Annotated in this window: 24 protein-coding genes and 1 tRNA gene; 20 read left to right on the top strand and 5 right to left on the bottom strand. The window is 70.8% G+C overall.

What is annotated here, in order from left to right; translation table 11 throughout:
• Positions 1–246: 246 nt before the first annotated feature.
• The gene (locus ABZ457_RS00125; RefSeq protein ID WP_359152142.1) at positions 247–714 is read right to left on the bottom strand and encodes an NUDIX domain-containing protein; all 468 of its coding nucleotides are present in this window, start codon (positions 712–714) and stop codon (positions 247–249) included.
• Positions 715–732: 18 nt separating this feature from the next.
• Between ABZ457_RS00125 and ABZ457_RS00120 the strand changes: the two genes are divergently transcribed.
• The 12 genes from ABZ457_RS00120 to ABZ457_RS00065 all read left to right on the top strand — a co-directional run bounded on the left by ABZ457_RS00120 (position 733) and on the right by ABZ457_RS00065 (position 8105).
• Entirely contained in the window at positions 733–1512 is a 780-nt protein-coding gene (locus ABZ457_RS00120; RefSeq protein WP_359152140.1) for a GntR family transcriptional regulator, read from the top strand.
• A gap of 138 nt (positions 1513–1650) precedes the next feature.
• Complete coding sequence (locus ABZ457_RS00115) at positions 1651–2007, top strand: hypothetical protein (protein WP_359152138.1); 357 nt, start codon at positions 1651–1653, stop codon at positions 2005–2007.
• Between the two features lie 2 nt (positions 2008–2009).
• Complete coding sequence (locus tag ABZ457_RS00110; protein WP_359152136.1) at positions 2010–3368, top strand: FtsK/SpoIIIE domain-containing protein; 1359 nt, start codon at positions 2010–2012, stop codon at positions 3366–3368.
• Positions 3369–3456: 88 nt separating this feature from the next.
• Positions 3457–4122 carry a DUF2637 domain-containing protein gene (locus tag ABZ457_RS00105; RefSeq protein WP_359152134.1) on the top strand — a complete coding sequence of 222 codons (666 nt, stop codon included), beginning with the start codon at positions 3457–3459 and terminating at the stop codon, positions 4120–4122.
• A gap of 18 nt (positions 4123–4140) precedes the next feature.
• A complete protein-coding gene (locus ABZ457_RS00100) occupies positions 4141–4335 on the top strand; it encodes a mobile element transfer protein (RefSeq protein ID WP_359152132.1) in 195 nt (64 codons plus the stop codon).
• A 16-nt stretch (positions 4336–4351) separates the two neighbouring features.
• Positions 4352–4510 (top strand): hypothetical protein, encoded by a 159-nt coding sequence (locus tag ABZ457_RS00095; protein WP_017947661.1) that lies wholly within the window; start codon positions 4352–4354, stop codon positions 4508–4510.
• A gap of 25 nt (positions 4511–4535) precedes the next feature.
• Complete coding sequence (locus ABZ457_RS00090; RefSeq protein WP_359152129.1) at positions 4536–4853, top strand: SpdD-like protein; 318 nt, start codon at positions 4536–4538, stop codon at positions 4851–4853.
• A gap of 91 nt (positions 4854–4944) precedes the next feature.
• A complete protein-coding gene (locus ABZ457_RS00085) occupies positions 4945–5133 on the top strand; it encodes a hypothetical protein (protein WP_359152127.1) in 189 nt (62 codons plus the stop codon).
• Entirely contained in the window at positions 5130–5357 is a 228-nt protein-coding gene (locus ABZ457_RS00080) for a hypothetical protein (protein ID WP_359152125.1), read from the top strand. Before ABZ457_RS00085 ends, ABZ457_RS00080 begins: the two co-directional genes overlap by 4 nt.
• Positions 5354–6724, top strand: a complete 1371-nt coding sequence (gene repSA, locus ABZ457_RS00075; RefSeq protein WP_359152123.1) for a replication initiator protein RepSA — start codon at positions 5354–5356, stop codon at positions 6722–6724. The genes ABZ457_RS00080 and repSA overlap by 4 nt, the downstream gene beginning before the upstream one ends.
• On the top strand, positions 6721–6933 hold the full coding sequence (locus ABZ457_RS00070; RefSeq protein WP_359152121.1) for a helix-turn-helix domain-containing protein: 213 nt from the start codon (positions 6721–6723) through the stop codon (positions 6931–6933). Before repSA ends, ABZ457_RS00070 begins: the two co-directional genes overlap by 4 nt.
• Complete coding sequence (locus tag ABZ457_RS00065) at positions 6933–8105, top strand: site-specific integrase (RefSeq protein WP_359152119.1); 1173 nt, start codon at positions 6933–6935, stop codon at positions 8103–8105. Before ABZ457_RS00070 ends, ABZ457_RS00065 begins: the two co-directional genes overlap by 1 nt.
• Before the next feature lie 51 nt (positions 8106–8156).
• Here the strand turns inward: ABZ457_RS00065 and ABZ457_RS00060 are convergent.
• Positions 8157–8230, bottom strand: a tRNA-Gly gene (locus ABZ457_RS00060).
• Positions 8231–8480: 250 nt separating this feature from the next.
• On the opposite strand from ABZ457_RS00060, the gene ABZ457_RS00055 reads away from it, so the two are divergent.
• The 4 genes from ABZ457_RS00055 (at position 8481) to ABZ457_RS00040 (ending at position 11372) form a co-directional block, all read left to right on the top strand.
• Positions 8481–8669 carry a hypothetical protein gene (locus tag ABZ457_RS00055; RefSeq protein ID WP_018845944.1) on the top strand — a complete coding sequence of 63 codons (189 nt, stop codon included), beginning with the start codon at positions 8481–8483 and terminating at the stop codon, positions 8667–8669.
• 74 nt (positions 8670–8743) lie between these two features.
• Positions 8744–9319 carry a dCTP deaminase gene (dcd, locus tag ABZ457_RS00050; protein WP_359152117.1) on the top strand — a complete coding sequence of 192 codons (576 nt, stop codon included), beginning with the start codon at positions 8744–8746 and terminating at the stop codon, positions 9317–9319.
• A 10-nt stretch (positions 9320–9329) separates the two neighbouring features.
• Positions 9330–9827, top strand: a complete 498-nt coding sequence (locus ABZ457_RS00045; protein WP_018845942.1) for a phosphoribosyltransferase — start codon at positions 9330–9332, stop codon at positions 9825–9827.
• A gap of 105 nt (positions 9828–9932) precedes the next feature.
• Positions 9933–11372 carry a VWA domain-containing protein gene (locus ABZ457_RS00040; RefSeq protein ID WP_359152664.1) on the top strand — a complete coding sequence of 480 codons (1440 nt, stop codon included), beginning with the start codon at positions 9933–9935 and terminating at the stop codon, positions 11370–11372.
• A 131-nt stretch (positions 11373–11503) separates the two neighbouring features.
• On the opposite strand, the gene ABZ457_RS00035 is transcribed toward ABZ457_RS00040, so the two are convergent.
• The 3 genes from ABZ457_RS00035 to ABZ457_RS00025 all read right to left on the bottom strand — a co-directional run bounded on the left by ABZ457_RS00035 (position 11504) and on the right by ABZ457_RS00025 (position 15687).
• Complete coding sequence (locus ABZ457_RS00035; RefSeq protein WP_359152114.1) at positions 11504–12460, bottom strand: Yip1 family protein; 957 nt, start codon at positions 12458–12460, stop codon at positions 11504–11506.
• 260 nt (positions 12461–12720) lie between these two features.
• Entirely contained in the window at positions 12721–15015 is a 2295-nt protein-coding gene (locus ABZ457_RS00030) for a (Fe-S)-binding protein (protein WP_359152112.1), read from the bottom strand.
• A gap of 126 nt (positions 15016–15141) precedes the next feature.
• Positions 15142–15687: a sugar transferase gene (locus tag ABZ457_RS00025; protein WP_359152110.1), complete on the bottom strand. Its 546-nt coding sequence runs from the start codon at positions 15685–15687 to the stop codon at positions 15142–15144.
• A gap of 226 nt (positions 15688–15913) precedes the next feature.
• On the opposite strand from ABZ457_RS00025, the gene dnaK reads away from it, so the two are divergent.
• Genes dnaK through ABZ457_RS00005 form a run of 4 tightly spaced genes read left to right on the top strand, consistent with a single transcriptional unit; the run spans position 15914 to position 20101 of the window.
• Positions 15914–17785, top strand: a complete 1872-nt coding sequence (gene dnaK / locus ABZ457_RS00020) for a molecular chaperone DnaK (RefSeq protein ID WP_359152108.1) — start codon at positions 15914–15916, stop codon at positions 17783–17785.
• The gene (gene grpE, locus ABZ457_RS00015; RefSeq protein WP_359152106.1) at positions 17782–18435 is read left to right on the top strand and encodes a nucleotide exchange factor GrpE; all 654 of its coding nucleotides are present in this window, start codon (positions 17782–17784) and stop codon (positions 18433–18435) included. Before dnaK ends, grpE begins: the two co-directional genes overlap by 4 nt.
• 30 nt (positions 18436–18465) lie before the next feature.
• Complete coding sequence (dnaJ, locus tag ABZ457_RS00010) at positions 18466–19650, top strand: molecular chaperone DnaJ (RefSeq protein ID WP_359152104.1); 1185 nt, start codon at positions 18466–18468, stop codon at positions 19648–19650.
• Position 19651: 1 nt separating this feature from the next.
• Positions 19652–20101 (top strand): helix-turn-helix domain-containing protein, encoded by a 450-nt coding sequence (locus ABZ457_RS00005; protein ID WP_018845934.1) that lies wholly within the window; start codon positions 19652–19654, stop codon positions 20099–20101.
• Positions 20102–20191: the final 90 nt, after the last annotated feature.

Below are 20191 nucleotides of genomic sequence, written 5' to 3'. Positions count from 1 at the left end.
GTGGACCTGCCCGTTAAGGCACGACTTTGGGGCCATGATCTTCGAGGCTCGCCCCATGGTGGCTGCCTAAAGCCGTGGAGCCGACCGCCCCAGCCACATCGGGGTTCCCCCATCAACCCTTCGCCGTTGGCGTGCGGCCGGCGGCCGGGCCAGAGCGGGGCGAAGACAGGAGCGCGGCCCGAGTCGCCGGGCCGCGCGACGCCGCGCCGTGCGCGGCGGATGCGCCTTGATGAAGTAGAGAAACTCTTACCGCGCTTGGATCAGCTGCTTGCCGTCATGGCTCCGGACATGGGGCCCGTGCCCGTCCAGCGCATCGAGCAGGCGCACCGCGTAGACCTCGGCCATCCGCTCGGCGACCTCTTCGGGCGTGAGCCAGTCAACGGCCGTCGACTCGGCTGAGGTTCGCTCAACACCGCCGGACGGCTTACATCGGAACACCAAGGCGACGACGCCGCGCGTCGTGTTCTTGTAGACCCCGGTGAGCTCATCCACCTCCACACGGATGCCGGTCTCTTCCCAGACCTCGCGGGCCACTCCGTCTTCGGGGGCCTCGGAGAGTTCGAGCACGCCGCCCGGGAGCTCCCACGTTCCGTTGTCGGCTCGGCGGATCGCCAGGAGTCGCCCGTCCTCGCGCACGACTGCTCCCGCGACGGACACGGAGTGCAGTGGCGTTGACTGGGTCTCTCGGGCGCTGTTACTCATGTACAGGAGCATAGGAGAGTGAGAAGGACTATGGGAACAGCCGTAGGAGGTGGGAGGGCCGTACCTCGGTACGTTCAGATCGCCGACGAGATCATTCAGCAGATCCGGGCGGGCGTCCTCAAGCCTGGGGACCTGGTGCCGAGTGAATCCGAGCTGGTCGAGCGCTACGGCGTTTCCGGCGGGACGATCCGCAAGGCGATGGTGGAGGTTCGGGCCAGTGGGCTCGTGGACACCCGCCACGGCAAGGGCTCGATCGTAAAGGACCGGCCGCCCGTGCGGCTGCGCTCCTCGGACCGGTTCCGCGCCTCGCACCGCCGCGGCGGCAAGGCTGCGTATCTCGCCGAGTCGGCCCAGTCCGGCGCCACAGCCAAGGTCAGCGTTCTGTACATCGGCCCGAAGGAGGCCCCGGAGGACATCGCCGACCGGCTCGGAGTTTCTGCCGGCACTCAGGTCCTCGCCCGGCGGCGGCTCTACTTCCGCAACGGCGTCCCGGTCGAGACCGCGTCGTCGTACCTGCCGTGGGACGTGGTCAAGGACATCCCCGAACTGTTCGCCGAGAACCCCGGCCCCGGCGGTATCTACGCCCGGCTGGAGGACGACGGCCACATCTTCGCCGAGTTCGTCGAGACGCTGACAGCGCGCCCGGCCGCCAAGGCTGAGGCGTCCGAACTGGCGCTGAGCCCCGGCGCGCCCGTCGTGCACCTGCTCCGCAACGCGGTGACCGAAGCAGGCCGGGTGGTGGAGGTCTGCGACACCCTCATGGCCGCTGACCAGTTCGTCTTCGAGTACCGCATCCCCGCAGCCGACTGACGCCCACTCAACTCCTCTCAACCCGCTGGGACTTCTTCGCCCTGGCGGGTTGACTCATATACAGGAGTCGTGCACTCTTCTTCATGTCACTCATGTACATGAGTGACGGAGTCCAGCACTTCTAGAGGAGTGATCTCTGTGCGTCAGATCCCCGTCGACACCTCCGCCGCCTCCGTGATGGTGGCCCAGCCCCCGCAGCCCAAGGTGAAGGACCGCCGTACCGGTGAGCGTGCGATGGACGCGGAGACCGGTGCCGCGCTGTCGACCGTGGACGTGATGTTCGCGGCGAACGGCGAGGTGGAGATCCTGTCCGTCACCGTCCCGGAGACCGGCGTCTCCGGTGAGCTGGTCATGGGTACGCCGGTCGCGATCACGGGCCTGATCGCCCGGCCGTGGGAGAACGAGTTCAACGGGCAGCGCCGTCACGGCATCGCCTTCCGCGCGGTCGCCGTCACGTCGCTGGTCGAGTCCGCCGCGAAGCCGAAGGCGGCCTGATCATGACCGGCTTCACGGTCGTGCTCCTGGTGGTCGTCGCCGTCGCGGGTCTCCTGCGGTGGCGGCACCCCGCCTGGTACTGGCTGACCTTCGGCGTCACCCTCGCGACGCTGCGGGTCCTGGTCCGCTACACCTCGGTCATGGAAGCGTGCGGGCTGACCGTCCCGCCGCCGCGCTGGCGGCTCGCCATCGCCCGGATGGCAGGCCGTCCGGCTCCCGAGTCGCGTGCACCGCGCATCCTGCGGCTCCGCCCGACCCGTACCGGCCTGGTCCTGCGGCTGGGGCTGCGGCCCGGTCAGGACGCCTTCGACGTGGCCGCCTCGTGCGACCGGCTGCGGCACTCGTTCGCCATGTACGGCGTCACCTCGCGCGAGATCCGCTCGGGTGTCGTCGAACTGAGGATGACCGGCTACGACGTCCTGGCCCGGGTGCAGATGCCCACCAAGCTCGACCGCACGCCGATGCGCGTCCCCGTCGCCCTGCGCGAGGACGGGGCCGTCCACTACCGCGACTACCGCACCATCCCGCACGCCCTGACCGTCGGGGCCACGAAGTCCGGCAAGTCCGTCTACCAGCGCAACCTGGTCGCCGAACTCGCCGCCCAGGACGTGGCCTTGGTCGGCATCGACTGCAAGCAAGGTGTGGAGCTGTTCCCGCTGGCCCGCCGGTTCTCCGCGCTGGCCGACAACCCCGACACCGCCGCCGACCTCCTCGACGCGCTCGTCACGCACATGGAAGGCGTCTACCAACTGATCCGCGCCGACCAGCGCATCACCACCGACATCCCCGATGCGGAGATCGCCGCCGACATCTGGGACCTGCCCGACCGGCTGCGACCGACACCGATCGTCTTGCTCGTCGACGAGGTTGCCGAACTCGCCCTGTTCGCCACGAAGGAGGAGGAGAAGCGCCGGGACCGCATCATCACCGCGCTTGCCCGGCTCGCCCAGCTCGGCCGCGCCGCCGGGATCTATCTGGAGATCTGCGGGCAGCGCTTCGGCTCCGAACTCGGCAAGGGCATCACCATGCTCCGCGCCCAGCTCACCGCCCGCACCGCCCACCGCGTCAACGACGAGACCAGCGCGAACATGGCCTTCGGCGACATCGCCCCCGACGCCGTCCTGGCCGCCATCTCCATCCCGACCGACACCCCCGGCCTCGCCGTCACCGGCGACTCGACCGGCGGCTGGGCCCGCATCCGCACCCCCCACACCTCGATGCGCCAGGCCGTCAACGCCTGCAACCGGCACGCCCACCGCGCCCCCGAGCTGCCCGGCTTCGCTGCCTTCCGGCCTGAGCTGCCGCCCACGGTGTCGCTCGTCAAGATCCCGGCCCAGACCGAGGCGCCCGCCTCCGCCTGACCCACCCTGCACCCCCGGTCGGCGCGACTGTCTCGCGCCAGCTCCCTACCCCGCCATGCCCAAAACGCCCTGCAAAGGAGGTGAAGACATGACCCGCACGCTCCGCGTGGACGCCGTCCTGGTGCAAGCCGTGATCGCCGGGGCCCTGTCCTTCGCCCACCTGCACGACCTCGCCGCCGCTGCCGGACAGACCGGCTGGAAGGCCTGGGCCTACCCCGTCTCCGTCGACCTGCTCCTGGTCGCCGCCTGGCGACGACTGCGCAACGACGGACCGTCCCGCCTCGCCTGGTGCTGGTTCCTCATCGCCCTCGTCGCCTCCCTCGGCGCGAACGTCGCCACCGCCGGATTCCTCGACCTTCAGCACCCGCCCGCCTGGCTGCGCTTCGGCATCGCCGGATGGCCCGCTCTCGCCTTCCTCGGCGGCACCCTCCTCGCCCACTCACCCACCGCGACCGACCACGACCACGAACCGGAGCCGACGACCGCGCCGGTCGAGCATGTGCCGGCCGAACCGGAGACCGCCCACGAGCCGGTTCCCGTCGCCGAACCAGAGCCCACCCCGGCCCTGCCCCCAGCGCCCGAGCCCAATCCCGCCCCGGCTCCGCCCGTCCCGGCCGCCCTGGTCGACCACGCCCGCAAGGTCGCCGACGACCACCACGCCCGGACCGGCAGCCCGATCGACACCGACACCCTGCGCGCCCGCCTCGGCGTCCCCGCGCCTATGGCCGACGCCATCGCCGCCCAACTCGCCTGAGCAGAAAGGACGACCGCGATGCCCTCCCGCGACCACTTCCACTCCGTGATGCGGATCGGCCCCGTGCAGATCGGCACTCACCGCGACCGGCACGGCCGCACCAAGCACGCCGCCGTGTGCGCCGCCGACCGCTGCGGCTGGTCCGCCGACTTCTCCAGCTCCTCGGCCGCCCAGCTCGCCGCCCGTACCCACCGCTGCCGCATCTCCGACTGAACGGGAGACCACCGTCATGGACGTTCCGCTCTGGCTCGCCCTGATCGTCGTCGGCGCCCTCGGTATCAAGCTCATCCGCCCGCCCTGGTGGCTCGTCGCCGTGCTCCTCCTCGGCGGCTTCCTCCTCGCCGACAGTCTCCTGGCCCCCGTCATCGACACCGCCATCAGCAAGTAGCCCACCGTCAGGAAGGAGACCCGCCATGTTCCGTCCGAAGATCCCCACCATGCCGACCCCGACCGGCATCGTCACCCCGCCGGTTGTCGAGCCGACCGCGATCATCCAGCACACCGCCGCCCCGGCCCCGGCCCCCGTCGCCCCGGCGGCACCGGCCCGGGCCACGGTCCAGCTCACGCCCGGCACCGCACTCGCCCTCGTCGGTGGCGGCACCGCCGTCGCCTTGGTCGTCGGCGCGGTCCTGGTCTCGATGCTCCTGGCGGTCGCCGTCACCGCGGCCTCGGTCGCCGTCTGCGCGCTCGTCGTCCGCTCGCTGATCGCCTCCGAGCACAAGCGCCGCTGACCGGCCCCCGGGGCGGTCTCAACCGCCAAGTCTTGCCCGCCCCGGGAGCCGTGCCCCAACCCATCGCAAAGGACAAGAAGGGACACCCATCATGGCCCAGCCCACCACCACGCCCGCGCGGGTCTGCTCCAACTGCGACGGCTTCCCCACCGTCCGCGTCACCCTCGGCAGCCGCGACCGACACGGCAACCTGCGCACCATCACCGTCCACTGCCCGGCCTGCCACGGCACCGGCACCCGCCCCGTCCGCACCGCCCAGCTGGTCGGGGGCCGGGCATGAAGGACATCACCGTCACCGCGCACCTGGACGCCGACACGCGCACACGCGTCGTCACCTTCCCGGACTCCGGCTTCGTGAGCCTCCGGATCGGAGGCGGCCCCGTCGACGTCACGCTCATCGCCCCCACCGGCACCGCCGACATCCTGCGCGCCATCTCCGCCGCCGCCGACCAGGCCGCCCACGATCTCGACGCCCTCACCAACCCTGCCGAGGAGGACGCGTGACCAACACCGCCACTGCGGCGGGCCTGGACCCGGCCACCCTGGACGATGTCCTCCGGGTGGCCGGGTCCCCCGGCTTCGACCGCTGGAAAGACCAGGTGCACCGCACCGGCGGCTGCTCCGACCCCATCCACCTCACCGGCTGGACCCTCGCCAAAGACCGCACGACCGGCGAGACGCTGCGCCGCTACTCCACCGAGCACGAGCCGGACGGACGGCTCCGCGTCGCCTGCGGCAACCGCCGCGCCTCCCGCTGCCCCACCTGCGCCTACACCTACGCCGGAGACACCTACCACCTGATCCGCGCGGGCCTGGCCGGGGATGAGGCCAAGGACATCCCGGCGACTGTGCGGGATCACCCGCGCGTCTTCGCCACCCTCACCGCCCCCTCGTTCGGCCCGGTCCACAACCGGCCCGACCGTGGCCTCTGCCGCTGCGGCACCCGCCACCCCGAGGACGACCCTGTCCTGGGCACCGCCCTCGACCCCGCCACCTACGACTACGCGGGCACAGTCCTGTTCAACAACCACGCCGGACAGCTCTGGCAGCGCTTCACCACCCGCCTGCGCCGCGAGATCGCCGCCCGCGCCGGACTCACCCAACGCGAACTCAAAGACCTGCTGCGCGTCTCCTACGGCAAGGTCGCCGAGTTTCAGAAACGCGGCGCAATCCACTTCCACGCCGTGATCCGTTTCGACGGACCCGACGGCCCCGACACCGCCCCGCCGTCCTGGGCCAGCGTGCAGCTGCTCGACGACTCCATCCGCGCAGCGGTCGCCCACTCCTACACCTCGATCACCGTCCCGGCCGCCGGGGACCACCTCTGCCGGCCTTTCCGCTGGGGCACCCAGCTCGACATCCGCCCGGTCAAGGCCTTCGGCGACGGCTCCGACATCACCGAGCAGGCGGTTGCCTCCTACGTCGCCAAGTACGCCACCAAGGCGGCCGAGTCGACCGGCAGCCTCGACCGCCGAATCGGGAACCGGGAAGTCCTCGACCTCCTGGACGTGCCCGACCACCCCCGCCGCCTCATCGAGGCCTGCCTCGACCTGGCCCCCCTCCACCCGGACCGGAAGCTGGCTGCCTGGGCGCACATGCTCGGCTTCCGCGGCCACTTCTCCACCAAATCCCGCCGCTACTCCACCACCCTCGGCGCCCTCCGCCAGATCCGCGCCGACTACCGCGCCGCCCAAGACCACGACGCCCTCGGCGACCCGGACACCGTGCTCGTCCTCGCCTCCTGGGAGTACGCCGGACACGGCCACACCCCTGGTGAGTCAGCCCTCGCCGCCTCGATCGCCCGCGACATCCAACTCAACCGAGAAACCGCCCGCGAAGCCCTCGCCGACCTGGAAGGAGAACGGTCGTGAGTGACCTCCTGCTGACCGTCGAGCAAGCCGCCGAACGCCTCGGCACCACCGCCCGTTTCCCCCGGCGGCTCATCGCCGAACGGCGGATCGCCTTCGTCAAGGTCGGCCGCCACGTACGGATCAAGGAAAGCGCGCTGAACGCGTACATCGACGGCAACACCGTCCAGCCCATCCGCCGTCGCCGTGCCCGGTACGGAAGGGCTGCCTGATGACGAGGAACAAGAAGAGCAAGCGGCGCTTCGGCCGCATCCGCAAACTGCCGTCCGGCCGCTATCAAGCTCGGTACCTCGGGCCCGATGGCGTCGACCGCCCGGCGCCTCACACCTTCGAGACCGCACGGGACGCTGACGACTGGCTGGCGGAGCAGCAGACAGAGATCCGGCGCGGCGACTGGGCGGACCCTGACGCCGGAGCGGTCAACTTCAAGGACTACGCGCTTCAGTGGGTCAAAGAGCGTCGTCTCTCGCCGACCACGGACGAGCTGTACCGGCGGCTGCTTCGGCTGCACATCCTGCCGGCCTTCGAGGGCCTGGACCTGGACGAGATCACCCCGCCCCGCGTCCGCTCCTGGCGCTCGGAACGTCTCGACACCACCGGGGCGGAAACCACGGTCGCCAAGGCGTACCGGCTGATGAAGGCCATCATGGAGACCGCCGCCGATGACGAGCTGATCCGCCGCAACCCCTGCCGCATCCGAGGCGCGGGCAAGGAAACCGCCGAGGAGCGACCGACCGCCACCGTCGCCCAGGTCGACGCGCTCGCCGACGCCCTCGGCCCCCGCTGGCGACTCATGGTCTACATCGCTGCCTACGGCCCGGCCCGGCCGGAGGAACAGGCCGCGATGCGCCGTCGTGATGTCGACCTGGAGAACGTCGGCATCTGGGTGCGGACCGCCGAGCCCGAACTCACCACCGGTCGGCGGGCACCGGGTGACACCAAGTCTGACGCGGGCAAGCGGTTCCTCGTCCTGCCGGCCTTTCTGGAGAAGGACCTCAAGCGGCATCTCGCCTGGTACGCCGAGAAGCAGCCGGACGGACTGTTGTTCGTGGGGGAGCGGGGCAAGCCGTTCCGGCGTTCCACGTTCGGGCGGAAGTGGCGGAAGGCTCGCGCGGCCGTCGGCCTGCCGGAGAACTTCCGCTTCTACGACCTTCGGCACACCGGTCACACGATCTCGACGCAGTCGGGTGCCACCCTCAGGGACACGATGGTCCGCGCCGGGCAGTCCTCCGAGCGGGCCGCGCTGATCTATCAGCACTCGAACCTGGAGCGGCAGCGTGAGGTGGCCGACGGGATCGACGCCCGTGTCCGCGCCGAGCGTGAGAAGGCCGACAGCGTGCCCGACGATCAGCCATCGGGCACGGAACGGGCACGCGAAGCCTGATCCGGTCTAGACAACAAAGAAGCCCCGGGCCGCTGGCCTGGGGCTTTCTCGTGGAGCGGGTGACGGGAATCGAACCCGCGCTCTGAGCTTGGGAAGCTCATGTTCTACCATTAAACTACACCCGCGCGGCGGACCTTGATCGGTGCCGCATCGTCGCACACTCTACCCCATTCCCCGCCCCTCGGTGCAGGACGCCGCGGGGCGTTCGTGTGTCCGGAGGGTGGAGGGCGCTGCGGGGCAGGGGAGTTGGGGCGTAGCCTCGGGTTCCGGCGGCGCCCCGGAGTGGTCCCCGGCGGGGCGGAGTGCCGTGTGCGGTGGCGCCCGCTCGATCCCCTAATGTGTGGCTTCGTCCGCATTCGTTGGGGAAGGGGCCCGATGGACTTGATGGAGCGCACCGTCGTCCGCTGTGCCGAGGGGCATGTGTTCACCACCGCTTCGTTTCCGATGCAGCAGCTCGGGCCCGAGCGGCTCGGGCCGGGCCGGCTCATCCGGTGTCCGCGGTGTGCGCGGCTGAGGAGCGCCGTGCCGGTGACGACGGCTCGGGACCGGCTCGACCAGGGATAGGGGCCGGGTCGCGGTGAGCGCGCGGGCAGCCGTCCGATTGGGGACGGCCCGCGCGCTCTGCGTATCCTCGGGACGTGCTTCTCTCAGACAAGGACATCCGGGCCGAGATCGACGCCGGGCGCGTGCGCATCGATCCGTACGACGAGACCATGGTGCAGCCCTCGAGCATCGATGTGCGGCTGGACCGCTACTTCCGGGTGTTCGAGAACCACCGCTACCCCCACATCGACCCCGCCGACGAGCAGACGGACCTGACGCGGCTCGTCGAGCCCGAGGGGGACGAGGCGTTCATCCTGCACCCCGGCGAGTTCGTGCTCGCGTCGACCTACGAGGTCATCTCGCTGCCGGACGACATCGCCTCCCGGCTGGAGGGCAAGAGCTCCCTCGGCCGGCTCGGCCTGGTGACGCACTCGACGGCCGGGTTCATCGACCCCGGGTTCTCGGGGCACGTCACGCTGGAGCTGTCGAACCTCGCGACGCTCCCGATCAAGCTCTGGCCGGGCATGAAGATCGGGCAGCTCTGCCTGTTCCGGCTCTCCTCGCCCGCCGAGGAGCCCTACGGCAGCGAGCGGTACGGCTCGCGCTACCAGGGGCAGCGGGGGCCGACCGCCTCCCGCTCGTTCATCAATTTCCACCGGACGCAGGTGTGAGGGCCGACGCATGAGCGAGGTACGCGAGAACCTGACGTACGAGCGGTTCGGCGGCGCGATCCGCGAGCTGGCGCAGACCATCGCCGACGACGGCTACGAGCCCGACGTGGTGCTGTCGATCGCGCGCGGCGGTGTCTTCGTGGCCGGCGGTCTGGCGTACGCGCTGGACTGCAAGAACATCCACCTGGTGAACGTGGAGTTCTACACGGGCGTGGGCACCACCCTGGAGATGCCCGTCATGCTGGCGCCCGTCCCCAACGCGATCGACTTCTCCGACAAGAAGGTCCTGATCGCCGACGACGTCGCCGACACCGGCAAGACGCTCAAGCTGGTGCACGACTTCTGCCTCGACCATGTCGCCGAGGTCCGGTCCGCCGTGATCTACGAGAAGTCGCACTCGCTGGTGAAGTGCGAGTACGTGTGGAAGCGCACGGACGAGTGGATCAACTTCCCCTGGAGCGTGGAGAAGCCGGTCGTCCGCCGGGACGGCCAGGTCCTCGACGCGTAGGCGCGCGGGAGCGCGCAGGGGCGGGGCCGGGAGGGACCGGGTCGCTCCGGGCCTTGCGCTCCGCCCCGGGCCGCCGGGCAGACTGGCCCCGTGGCAGCGACATCGATGAGCAAGGGCGCCAACGTTCCCGTGGCCGCCTCCGCCGTGCACGCCGTGCTGAGCTGGACGGCGGGGCCCGGCACCCCCGACGTCGACGCGTCGGCACTGCTGCTGACTCCGGCCGGACGGGTGCGTGACGACGCCGACTTCGTCTTCTACAACCAGCCCGCGCACGCCTCCGGGGCGGTCCGGCACCTCGGCGGCGAGAAGGGCACCGGGACCGCGCGGGACGGCGTCGCCGTCGACCTCGGCACGGTGCAGGCGGACGTCGAACGGGTCGTGCTGTGCGCCTCCGCCGACAGCGGGACCTTCGGCCAGGTCCGGGACCTCACGCTCACCCTCCTGGACGCCCGGACCCGCGCCCCGCTCGCCCGCTTCGAGATGACGGCGACGACGGAGACGGCGTTCGTCACCGGGGAGCTGTACCGGCGCAACGGGCAGTGGAAGTTCCGGGCCGTGGGGCAGGGGTACGCGACCGGGCTGGCCGGTCTCGCGACGGACTTCGGCATCTCGGTGGACGAGGAGCCGGCGGGGCAGGCGCAGACGACGGCACCGACGCAGACGCAGGCGACGGCACCGGCCCCGGCCGCCCCGCCCCCGCCCACCCCGGCCCCGGCAGTCCCGGCCGCGCCGCCCACCCCGCCCACCCCCGCGCCACCCTCCACCCCGCCCCGCCTCACCAAGGGCGAGGAACTGCTCCCCGTCGACATGCGCAAGCGCCTCTCGCTGCGCAAGGAGCAGGTCGCCGTCAGCCTCACCAAGCACGGTGCCGCCGGGGCCCGCGCGCGGGTGGTCCTGGTGCTCGACGCGTCCGGGTCGATGGCCGGGCTCTACCTCAAGGGCGTCGTCACCGATGTCGTCGAGCGGATGGCCGCCGTGGCCGCGCAGCTCGACGACGACGGCGAGATGCAGGCGTGGACCTTCGCCTCCAACCCCGCCCGGCTGCCCGACCTGCGGCTCGGGGAGCTGCCCGAGTGGCTGGGGCTGCATGTGCGCTGCGGCGAGATGAGCCTCTTCGGGCGGCCGAAGAAGCCGCGGAAGGGGCTGCATCCCGGGCAGGTGGACATGCGCCTGGTGGGCATCCAGAACGAGGAGCAGAAGGTGATCTCCGAGGTCCGCGCGTTCGTCCGGGAGAACCCGGCCGCGGACCCGACCCTGGTGCTGTTCTTCTCCGACGGCGGGGTCTACCGCAACGCCGAGATCGAGCGGGAGCTGCGGGAGGCCGTCGAGGAGCCGGTGTTCTGGCAGTTCGTGGGCCTCGGGCGGTCGAACTACGGGGTGCTGGAGCGCTTCGACACCATGGCGGGCCGACGCGTCGACAACGTGGGCTTCTTCGCCGTCGACGACATCGCCACGCTCTCCGGCCAAGAGCTGTACGACCGGCTGCTGTCCGAGTTCCCGTCCTGGCTGACGGCGGCCCGCCGGGCGGGCATCCTCCGCCCCTGAGACGACCCCTGAGCCCCCTGAGAGGGCCCCTGAGACGGCCCCTGCGACGGCCCTTGAGACGCGAAGCGGCGGGCCCGTGGAGAGCACAGCTCCACGAGCCCGCCGCCGTACGTCCGACCGGCCGGCCGGCCTCAGATCGTGCCGAGCTTGATGATCGACAGCAGCGCGACGAGCTGGATCGCCGACGCCCCCAGTGCCTTGGGCCACGGCAGGTCGTGCGACTTGCTCACCATGGAGGTGAACAGCGCCCCCGCCGCCAGCCAGGTCAGCCAGCCCAGGACCTGCACCAGGGGGTTGTCGCCGCCGAGGAAGAGGGCGAACAGCAGCCGGGGCGCGTCCGTGAGGGACATGATCAGCATGGAGAGGCCGACGGTGGGCTGCCAGGAGCCCGTGCCGCCGAGCTGGCGCGCCAGGGTGTGCGTCACCGCGCCGAGGATCAGCCCGCAGACGACGAAGGCGATGCCCACGCTGAGCACCATCGGCACCGCGACGGAGAGAGTCGCGTTGATCGCGTCCTTGCGGGGCTCGTCGAAGCCGAAGAGGGCCAGCAGGCCGTAGAGGAAGGTCACGACGATCGCCGGGCCCCACACCTGGTGGTCCCGCATCTGCAGGAAGGTGGGGCCGGGGCGGAGCACGATGCCGCTCAGCAGCTGCTTCCAGTGCAGGCGCGGCCCGACCGGGGCCGGGGGACCCCCGGCGGTGTACGTGGAGCCGGCGCCGTACATGTCGTCGTCGTGGACGCTGAACGCCTGGGTGTGGCCGGGGTTGTTGGCGGCGTACGGGTCGTGCGGGGCGCCGCCGCCCTGGTGGCCCTGGTGGTACGGGTCGCCGAAGTACTCCGGCTCGTCGTAGCCCCCGGGGCCGCCCTGTCCCTGGTGCCCGCCCTGCCCGCCATGCCCGCCATGCCCGCCCTGCCGGCCCTGGGGCGGGCCGTACGGCTGCTGCCCGCCGCCGGCGCTCGGCCACGGCGGCGGCTGCTGCCCGTACGGCGGCGCGCCCTGGTAGGGGCCGGGCGCCTGGGGCGCCTGGGCCTGCGGTTGTTGCGGGGTGCGGTTGTCCCGGCCGCGTCCGATCCTGAATCCAGCCACGTCATCGAACGTACCCGCTCCGCGACCGTCCGGCGGCCGGGGGCCGGGAGGAGAGGGCCATTGCGGCCTACCTGTGACATCCCCTAAGGGGCCCCTGGGGGTTGTTCCCCAGGGGCCACGGGTCCGGCCGCCCCGGGGTCCCCGGACACACGTGAGCGGCCGGTCCTGCCCCCGAGACAGGTCCGGCCGCTCGACGGTCGCCGTGCGGGATTCCTCCCGGCGGCGCTCACTCCGTCATGGAGCTTCCCCGGGGGAGACGGCTACTTCACCGGCTCCGGTTCCGGCGCGTCCTCGGTCTCGTCCGCGGGCTCCGGGTCGGTGGGCGGGGTCTTCACCGAGTCGAGCAGGAGCTGTGCGACGTCCACGACCTGGAGGGACTGCTTGACCTGGACGCCCGCGGCGGAGCCGCTGTCCGCTTCTGCCTTCTTGCCGTTGACCGAGTCGGTGAGCATGACCAGGCAGAACGGGCAGGCGGTGGAGACGATGTCCGGGTTGAGGGAGAGGGCCTCGTCGACGCGCTCGGTGTTGATGCGCTTGCCGATCCGCTCCTCCATCCACATCCGGGCGCCGCCGGCGCCGCAGCAGAAGCCGCGTTCCTTGTGGCGGTGCATCTCCTGCTGGCGCAGGCCGGGGACCTTGTCCATGATCTCGCGCGGGGGCGTGTAGACCTTGTTGTGCCGGCCCAGGTAGCAGGGGTCGTGGTAGGTGATCAGGCCCTCGACGGGGGTGATCGGGATCAGCCGGCCCTCGTCGATCAGGTGCTGGAGCAGCTGGGTGTGGTGGATGACCTCGAACTCGCCGCCCAGCTGCGGGTACTCGTTGGCGATGGTGTTGAAGCAGTGCGGGCAGGTCGCGACGATCTTCTTGGCCGACTTCGGCTTCTTCGTCGACTCGTCCTCGTCGTCCTCGCCGAAGGCCATGTTCAGCATCGCGACGTTCTCCTGGCCGAGCTGCTGGAACAGCGGCTCATTGCCCAGGCGGCGCGGGGAGTCGCCGGTGCACTTCTCCTCGCCGCCCATGATCGCGAACTTGACGCCCGCGATGTGCAGCAGCTCGGCGAAGGCCTTGGTGGTCTTCTTCGCCCGGTCCTCCAGGGCGCCGGCGCAGCCGACCCAGTAGAGGTAGTCGACCTCGGACAGGTCCTCGACGTCCTTGCCGACGATCGGGACCTCGAAGTCGACCTCCTTGGTCCACTCGACGCGCTGCTTCTTGGCGAGCCCCCAGGGGTTGCCCTTCTTCTCCAGGTTCTTGAGCATCGTGCCCGCCTCGGACGGGAACGAGGACTCGATCATGACCTGGTAGCGGCGCATGTCGACGATGTGGTCGATGTGCTCGATGTCGACCGGGCACTGCTCGACGCAGGCGCCGCAGGTGGTGCAGGACCACAGGACGTCCGGGTCGATGACGCCGTTCTCCTCGGCGGTGCCGATCAGCGGGCGCTCCGCCTCGGCGAGGGCCGCGGCGGGCACCCCGGCGAGCTGCTCCTCGGACGCCTTCTCCTCGCCCTCCATGCTCTTGCCGCCGCCGGCCAGCAGGTAGGGGGCCTTGGCGTGCGCGTGGTCGCGCAGCGACATGATCAGGAGCTTGGGGGAGAGGGGCTTGCCGGTGTTCCAGGCGGGGCACTGCGACTGGCAGCGGCCGCACTCGGTGCAGGTGGAGAAGTCGAGGATGCCCTTCCAGGAGAACTGCTCGACCTGGGAGACGCCGTAGACGTCGTCCTCGCCCGGGTCCTCGAAGTCGATCTCCTTGCCGCCCGAGGTCATCGGCTGGAGGGCGCCGAGTGCCGTGGCGCCGTCCGCGTTCCGCTTGAACCAGATGTTGGGGAAGCCGAGGAAGCGGTGCCAGGCCACACCCATGTTGGTGTTCAGCGAGACGGTGATCATCCAGATCAGCGAGGTGCCGATCTTGATCATCGCGGTGAAGTAGATCAGCGTCTGGAGCGTGGGCAGCGACAGGCCCTTGAACGCCAGGACCAGCGGGTACGACACGAAGTACGCCGCGTCGTAGGACTCGACGTGGTGGATCGCCCCCTCCAGGCCGCGCAGCACGAGGATCGCGAGGCCGATGGTGAGGATGATGTACTCGACGAAGTACGCCTGCCAGGCCTTGGAGCCGGCGAAGCGGGACTTGCGGCCGGCCCGGGAGGGCAGGTTCAGCAGCCGGATCGCCATCAGCACCAGGATGCCGACGACGGTCATCAGGCCGATGAACTCGATGTACATCTCGAACGGCAGGAAGCCGCCGATGACCGGCAGCACCCAGTCGGCCTGGAAGAGCTGCCCGTACGCCTGCGCCAGGGTGGGCGGCAGGGTGAGGAAGCCGATCGCGACGAACCAGTGCGCGAAGCCGACGATCCCCCAGCGGTTCATCCGGGTGTGGCCCAGGAACTCCTTGACCAGCGTGATCGTGCGGGCCTTGGGGTCGTCGGTGCGGCTGCCGGCGGGGACCGGCTGGCCGAGCCGGACGAACCGGTAGATCTGCGCGACCGCTCGGGAGATGAGCGCAACGCCGACGACGGTCAGGGTCAGCGACACGATGATCGCGGCGAGTTGCATGGGAGGCTCCTCGGGCCTGCGAGGGTGGGTAGTCCGGCACTACTAAGCGGTAACTTATTCAGTCCCTGCTGAGACTACCCAGTTGTTCCGCCGCACTGTAGTTGGGCCGCCGGTGATCTGTGTCGCTCAGGCAACCCTCACCGGCACGGTCCGTACCGCCGTCGCCGGGCGTCGTCCGCGGACCGCCGCCGGCACCGTGCGGGCCAGGACCGCGAGGTCGAGTCCCAGCCAGTGCTGCTCCACATAATGCAGGTCGAGGACGCCCATTTCCTCCCAGGGCAGATCGGACCGCCCGCCGATCTGCCAGGGCCCGGTCATCCCGGGGCGCACCGCGAGGCGGGCGCGGGCGGCCCCGGAGCGCCCCGGCGGGCCGGGCAGCGGGCGCGGCCCCACCAGGGCCATGTCCCCGCGCAGCACATTGAGGAGCTGGGGCAGCAGATCCAGGTAGTGGCGGCGCAGCAGTCGCCCGGCCGGTGTGAGGGCGCCGCCGCGGGTGATGCGGAACGTGAACATGGTGAACGTCCGCCCGCGCCGGCCCAGGCGCTCGGTGCGGCGCAGCACCGGGCCGCGGCCGGTCACCGCCACGGCGGCCGCGGCCGCCAGCGTCACCGGGGACAGGATCAGGAGCAGGAGAGTCGCTCCGCCGAGGTCGAAGGCTCGCTTCGGGGACATGCGCCCGCCCTTGGTGAGTGTGCGTGTGTGCGTGGTTCGTACCGGTTTGGCCGTGTATGACTCTGGCAGACGGGTAGGGGCGGACCGGGTCGCGCCACGCCTGGGGTTCGAGGTGCCTGTAAGGGCCGGATAAAAGTTGAGTGCCCTTGACTCAGGTCCTTTGACTCCACTGCCTCCGTCGTGCATCCTTGAGCCAGATCCACTCAAGTCACCTGGAGGAATCGAAATGGCACGTGCGGTCGGCATCGACCTGGGCACGACTAACTCCGTCGTCAGCGTTCTGGAAGGCGGCGAGCCCACCGTCATCACCAACGCCGAGGGCGCCAGGACCACGCCGTCCGTCGTCGCCTTCGCGAAGAACGGCGAGGTGCTGGTCGGCGAGGTGGCCAAGCGCCAGGCCGTCACCAACGTCGATCGGACGATCCGCTCCGTGAAGCGCCACATGGGCACGGACTGGAAGATCGACCTCGACGGCAAGACCTTCAACCCGCAGCAGATGAGCGCCTTCATCCTGCAGAAGCTCAAGCGCGACGCCGAGTCGTACCTGGGCGAGAAGGTCACCGACGCGGTCATCACCGTCCCGGCGTACTTCAACGACTCCGAGCGCCAGGCCACCAAGGAGGCCGGCGAGATCGCGGGCCTGAACGTCCTGCGCATCGTCAACGAGCCCACCGCCGCCGCCCTCGCCTACGGCCTGGACAAGGACGACCAGACGATCCTCGTCTTCGACCTCGGTGGCGGCACCTTCGACGTCTCGCTGCTGGAGATCGGCGACGGCGTCGTCGAGGTGAAGGCCACCAACGGCGACAACCACCTCGGTGGTGACGACTGGGACCAGCGCGTCGTCGAGTACCTGGTCAAGCAGTTCCAGAACGGCCACGGCGTCGACCTGGCCAAGGACAAGATGGCGCTCCAGCGTCTGCGCGAGGCCGCCGAGAAGGCGAAGATCGAGCTGTCGTCCTCCACCGAGACGACCATCAACCTGCCGTACATCACGGCCTCCGCCGAGGGCCCCCTGCACCTCGACGAGAAGCTCACCCGCGCGCAGTTCCAGCAGCTCACCGCCGACCTCCTGGAGCGCTGCAAGCACCCCTTCCACAACGTCATCAAGGACGCCGGCATCCAGCTGTCCGAGATCGACCACGTGGTCCTGGTCGGCGGTTCCACCCGTATGCCCGCCGTCGCCGAGCTCGTCAAGGAGCTGACCGGCGGCAAGGAGGCCAACAAGGGTGTGAACCCGGACGAGGTCGTCGCCATCGGCGCCTCGCTCCAGGCCGGTGTCCTCAAGGGTGAGGTCAAGGACGTCCTGCTCCTCGACGTGACCCCGCTGTCCCTCGGCATCGAGACCAAGGGCGGCATCATGACCAAGCTCATCGAGCGCAACACCACGATCCCGACCAAGCGGTCCGAGATCTTCACCACGGCCGAGGACAACCAGCCGTCCGTGCAGATCCAGGTCTACCAGGGCGAGCGCGAGATCGCGGCGTACAACAAGAAGCTCGGGATGTTCGAGCTGACCGGTCTGCCGCCGGCCCCGCGCGGGGTCCCGCAGATCGAGGTCTCCTTCGACATCGACGCCAACGGCATCATGCACGTCACCGCGAAGGACCTGGGGACGGGCAAGGAGCAGAAGATGACCGTCACCGGCGGCTCCTCGCTGCCGAAGGACGAGGTCGACCGGATGCGCCAGGAGGCCGAGCAGTACGCGGACGAGGACCACCGCCGCCGCGAGGCCGCCGAGACCCGCAACCAGGGCGAGCAGCTCGTCTACCAGACGGAGAAGTTCCTCAAGGACAACGAGGAGAAGGTCCCCGGCGATGTGAAGACGGAGGTGGAGACCGCGCTCGGCGAGCTGAAGGAGAAGCTCAAGGGTGAGTCCGCCGAGGGCGACAATACCGCCGAGATCCGCACCGCCACCGAGAAGGTCGCGGCCGTCTCCCAGAAGCTCGGCCAGGCGCTCTACGCCAACGCCGCCCCCGAGGGCGGCGCGGCCGCCGGCGCCGGTGCCCCGGGCGCCGAGCAGGGCAAGGCCGACGACGACGTCGTCGACGCCGAGATCGTGGACGACGAGAAGGACAGCAAGGGCGGTGCCGCGTGAGTGAGGAGACCCAGGGGTTCGACGACGAGAACCCCGACGTCCCCTCCGGCGCCACACCTGACGACGCCGCCGAGACCGCCGAGTCCTCCGAGAAGGAGGGCCCGGCGGCCCCGGCAGGGGACGCAGCGCAGACCGCGGGTCTGACGGCCCAGCTGGACCAGGTCCGTACCGCGCTCGGCGAGCGCACCGCGGACCTCCAGCGGCTCCAGGCCGAGTACCAGAACTACCGCCGCCGCGTGGAGCGCGACCGGGTGACGGTGAAGGAGATCGCCACGGCGGCCCTCCTGACCGAACTCCTGCCCGTGCTCGACGACATCGGCCGCGCACGGGACCACGGGGAGCTGGTCGGCGGGTTCAAGTCCGTCGCCGAGTCCCTGGAGACCGCGGCGGCCAAGATGGGCCTCCAGCAGTTCGGCAAGGAGGGCGAGCCCTTCGACCCGACCGTGCACGAGGCGCTGATGCACTCGTACGCGCCGGATGTCACCGAGACCACATGCGTCGCGGTGCTCCAGCCGGGGTACCGCATCGGCGAGCGCACGATCCGCCCCGCGCGGGTCGCCGTGGCGGAACCGCAGCCCGGGGCCACCCCGGCCGCGGCCAAGGAAGAGAAGCAGGCCGACGAGGAGAGCGGTGGCCCCGAAGAGGGCTGACGCGCGAAACGTCCGGGAGGAGGGACGTCGATGAGCACGAAGGACTTCGTCGAGAAGGACTACTACAAGGTTCTCGGCGTCCCCAAGGACGCCACCGAGGCCGAGATCAAGAAGGCGTACCGGAAGCTCGCCCGCGAGAACCACCCGGACGCCAACAAGGGCGACGTCAAGGCGGAGGCCCGCTTCAAGGAGATCTCCGAGGCGAACGACGTCCTCGGCGACCCCAAGCGCCGCAAGGAGTACGACGAGGCGCGCGCCCTGTTCGGCAACGGCGGCTTCCGGGCCGGGCCCGGGGCCGGGGGCGGCAGCTTCAACTTCGACCTGGGCGACCTCTTCGGGGGCGCCCAGGGCGGACCGCAGCCCGGCGGCGCGGGTGGTTTCGGCGGCGGACTGGGGGACGTCTTCGGCGGCCTCTTCAACCGCGGCGGCGGCCCGGGTGCGCGCACCCAGCCGCGCCGCGGCCAGGACATCGAGTCCGAGGTGACGCTCAGCTTCACCGAGGCGGTCGACGGGGCCACGGTCCCGCTGCGGATGTCCAGCCAGGCGCCCTGCAAGGCGTGTTCGGGCACCGGCGACAAGAACGGCACCCCCCGGGTGTGCCCGACCTGCGTCGGCACCGGGCAGGTCTCGCGCGGCGGCAGCGGCTCGTTCTCGCTGACCGACCCGTGCGTGGACTGCAAGGGGCGCGGCCTGATCGCCGAGACCCCGTGCGAGGTGTGCAAGGGCAGCGGCCGGGCCCGGAGTTCGCGCACCATGCAGGTGCGCATCCCGGCGGGCGTCTCCGACGGGCAGCGCATCCGGCTGCGCGGCAAGGGCGCGCCCGGCGAGCGGGGCGGACCGGCGGGCGACCTGTACGTGGTCGTCCATGTCGACGCCCACCCCGTGTTCGGCCGCAAGGGCGACAACCTCACCGTCACCGTGCCCGTCACCTTCGCGGAGGCGGCCCTCGGCGGCGAGGTGAAGGTGCCCACGCTGGGCGGGCCGCCGGTCACCCTGAAACTGCCGGCCGGCACCCCCAACGGGCGCACCATGCGCGCCCGGGGCAAGGGCGCCGTGCGCAAGGACGGCACCCGCGGCGATCTGCTGGTCACCGTGGAGGTCGCCGTGCCCAAGGACCTCGGCGACAAGGCCCGCGAGGCGCTGCAGTCCTACCGGGAGGCCACCGCGGACGAGGACCCGCGGGCCGAGCTGTTCCAGGCAGCGAAGGGAGCGTGACATGGACCGTCCGGGGCGCAGCCGCAACCCCTACGAACTGACCGACGAGTCGCCGGTGTACGTGATCTCGGTGGCCGCGCAGCTTTCGGGTCTGCACCCGCAGACCCTGCGGCAGTACGACCGCCTCGGTCTCGTCTCCCCCGACCGCACCGCGGGCCGGGGCCGGCGGTACTCGGCGCGTGACATCGAACTGCTGCGCACCGTGCAGCAGTTGTCGCAGGACGAGGGCATCAACCTGGCGGGCATCAAGCGCATCATCGAACTGGAGAACCAGGTCGCGGCGCTCCAGTCCCGGGTCGCCGAGCTGTCGGCGGCCGTGGAGGGCGCGGCGGCGGCGATGCGGCAGCGCGAGGCGCAGGTGCACGCCTCCTACCGGCGCGACCTGGTCCCGTACCAGGACGTGCAGCAGACCAGCGCGCTGGTGGTCTGGCGGCCCAAGCGGCCGGAGTAGCCGGGCGGAATCCCGCGCACACCGACGGCGGCGGGCCGGGCCACAACAGCGAGGTCATGGCGACCTATCTGATGCGTAACTTCCTCTCCT

Source organism: Streptomyces sp. NPDC005805 (genome assembly GCF_040630445.1).
Taxonomy (GTDB): Bacteria; Actinomycetota; Actinomycetes; order Streptomycetales; family Streptomycetaceae; genus Streptomyces.
The sequence above is the reverse complement of the archived record's forward strand: the minus strand, read 5'-3'. Positions and strand labels throughout refer to the sequence as shown.

Bases quoted from the DNA above. Each gene is read 5' to 3' on its own strand.
- dnaK (WP_359152108.1), top strand. From the start codon at position 15,914: ATGGCACGTGCGGTCGGCATCGACCTGGGCACGACTAACTCCGTCGTC.
- ABZ457_RS00095 (WP_017947661.1), top strand. From the start codon at position 4,352: ATGGACGTTCCGCTCTGGCTCGCCCTGATCGTCGTCGGCGCCCTCGGT.
- ABZ457_RS00125 (WP_359152142.1), bottom strand. From the start codon at position 714: ATGCTCCTGTACATGAGTAACAGCGCCCGAGAGACCCAGTCAACGCCA.
- ABZ457_RS00055 (WP_018845944.1), top strand. From the start codon at position 8,481: ATGGACTTGATGGAGCGCACCGTCGTCCGCTGTGCCGAGGGGCATGTG.
- ABZ457_RS00045 (WP_018845942.1), top strand. From the start codon at position 9,330: ATGAGCGAGGTACGCGAGAACCTGACGTACGAGCGGTTCGGCGGCGCG.
- ABZ457_RS00100 (WP_359152132.1), top strand. From the start codon at position 4,141: ATGCCCTCCCGCGACCACTTCCACTCCGTGATGCGGATCGGCCCCGTG.
- ABZ457_RS00005 (WP_018845934.1), top strand. From the start codon at position 19,652: ATGGACCGTCCGGGGCGCAGCCGCAACCCCTACGAACTGACCGACGAG.
- ABZ457_RS00105 (WP_359152134.1), top strand. From the start codon at position 3,457: ATGACCCGCACGCTCCGCGTGGACGCCGTCCTGGTGCAAGCCGTGATC.
- ABZ457_RS00090 (WP_359152129.1), top strand. From the start codon at position 4,536: ATGTTCCGTCCGAAGATCCCCACCATGCCGACCCCGACCGGCATCGTC.
- ABZ457_RS00120 (WP_359152140.1), top strand. From the start codon at position 733: ATGGGAACAGCCGTAGGAGGTGGGAGGGCCGTACCTCGGTACGTTCAG.
- dnaJ (WP_359152104.1), top strand. From the start codon at position 18,466: ATGAGCACGAAGGACTTCGTCGAGAAGGACTACTACAAGGTTCTCGGC.
- ABZ457_RS00085 (WP_359152127.1), top strand. From the start codon at position 4,945: ATGGCCCAGCCCACCACCACGCCCGCGCGGGTCTGCTCCAACTGCGAC.
- ABZ457_RS00080 (WP_359152125.1), top strand. From the start codon at position 5,130: ATGAAGGACATCACCGTCACCGCGCACCTGGACGCCGACACGCGCACA.
- ABZ457_RS00110 (WP_359152136.1), top strand. From the start codon at position 2,010: ATGACCGGCTTCACGGTCGTGCTCCTGGTGGTCGTCGCCGTCGCGGGT.
- ABZ457_RS00030 (WP_359152112.1), bottom strand. From the start codon at position 15,015: ATGCAACTCGCCGCGATCATCGTGTCGCTGACCCTGACCGTCGTCGGC.
- ABZ457_RS00065 (WP_359152119.1), top strand. From the start codon at position 6,933: ATGACGAGGAACAAGAAGAGCAAGCGGCGCTTCGGCCGCATCCGCAAA.
- ABZ457_RS00040 (WP_359152664.1), top strand. From the start codon at position 9,933: ATGAGCAAGGGCGCCAACGTTCCCGTGGCCGCCTCCGCCGTGCACGCC.
- ABZ457_RS00025 (WP_359152110.1), bottom strand. From the start codon at position 15,687: ATGTCCCCGAAGCGAGCCTTCGACCTCGGCGGAGCGACTCTCCTGCTC.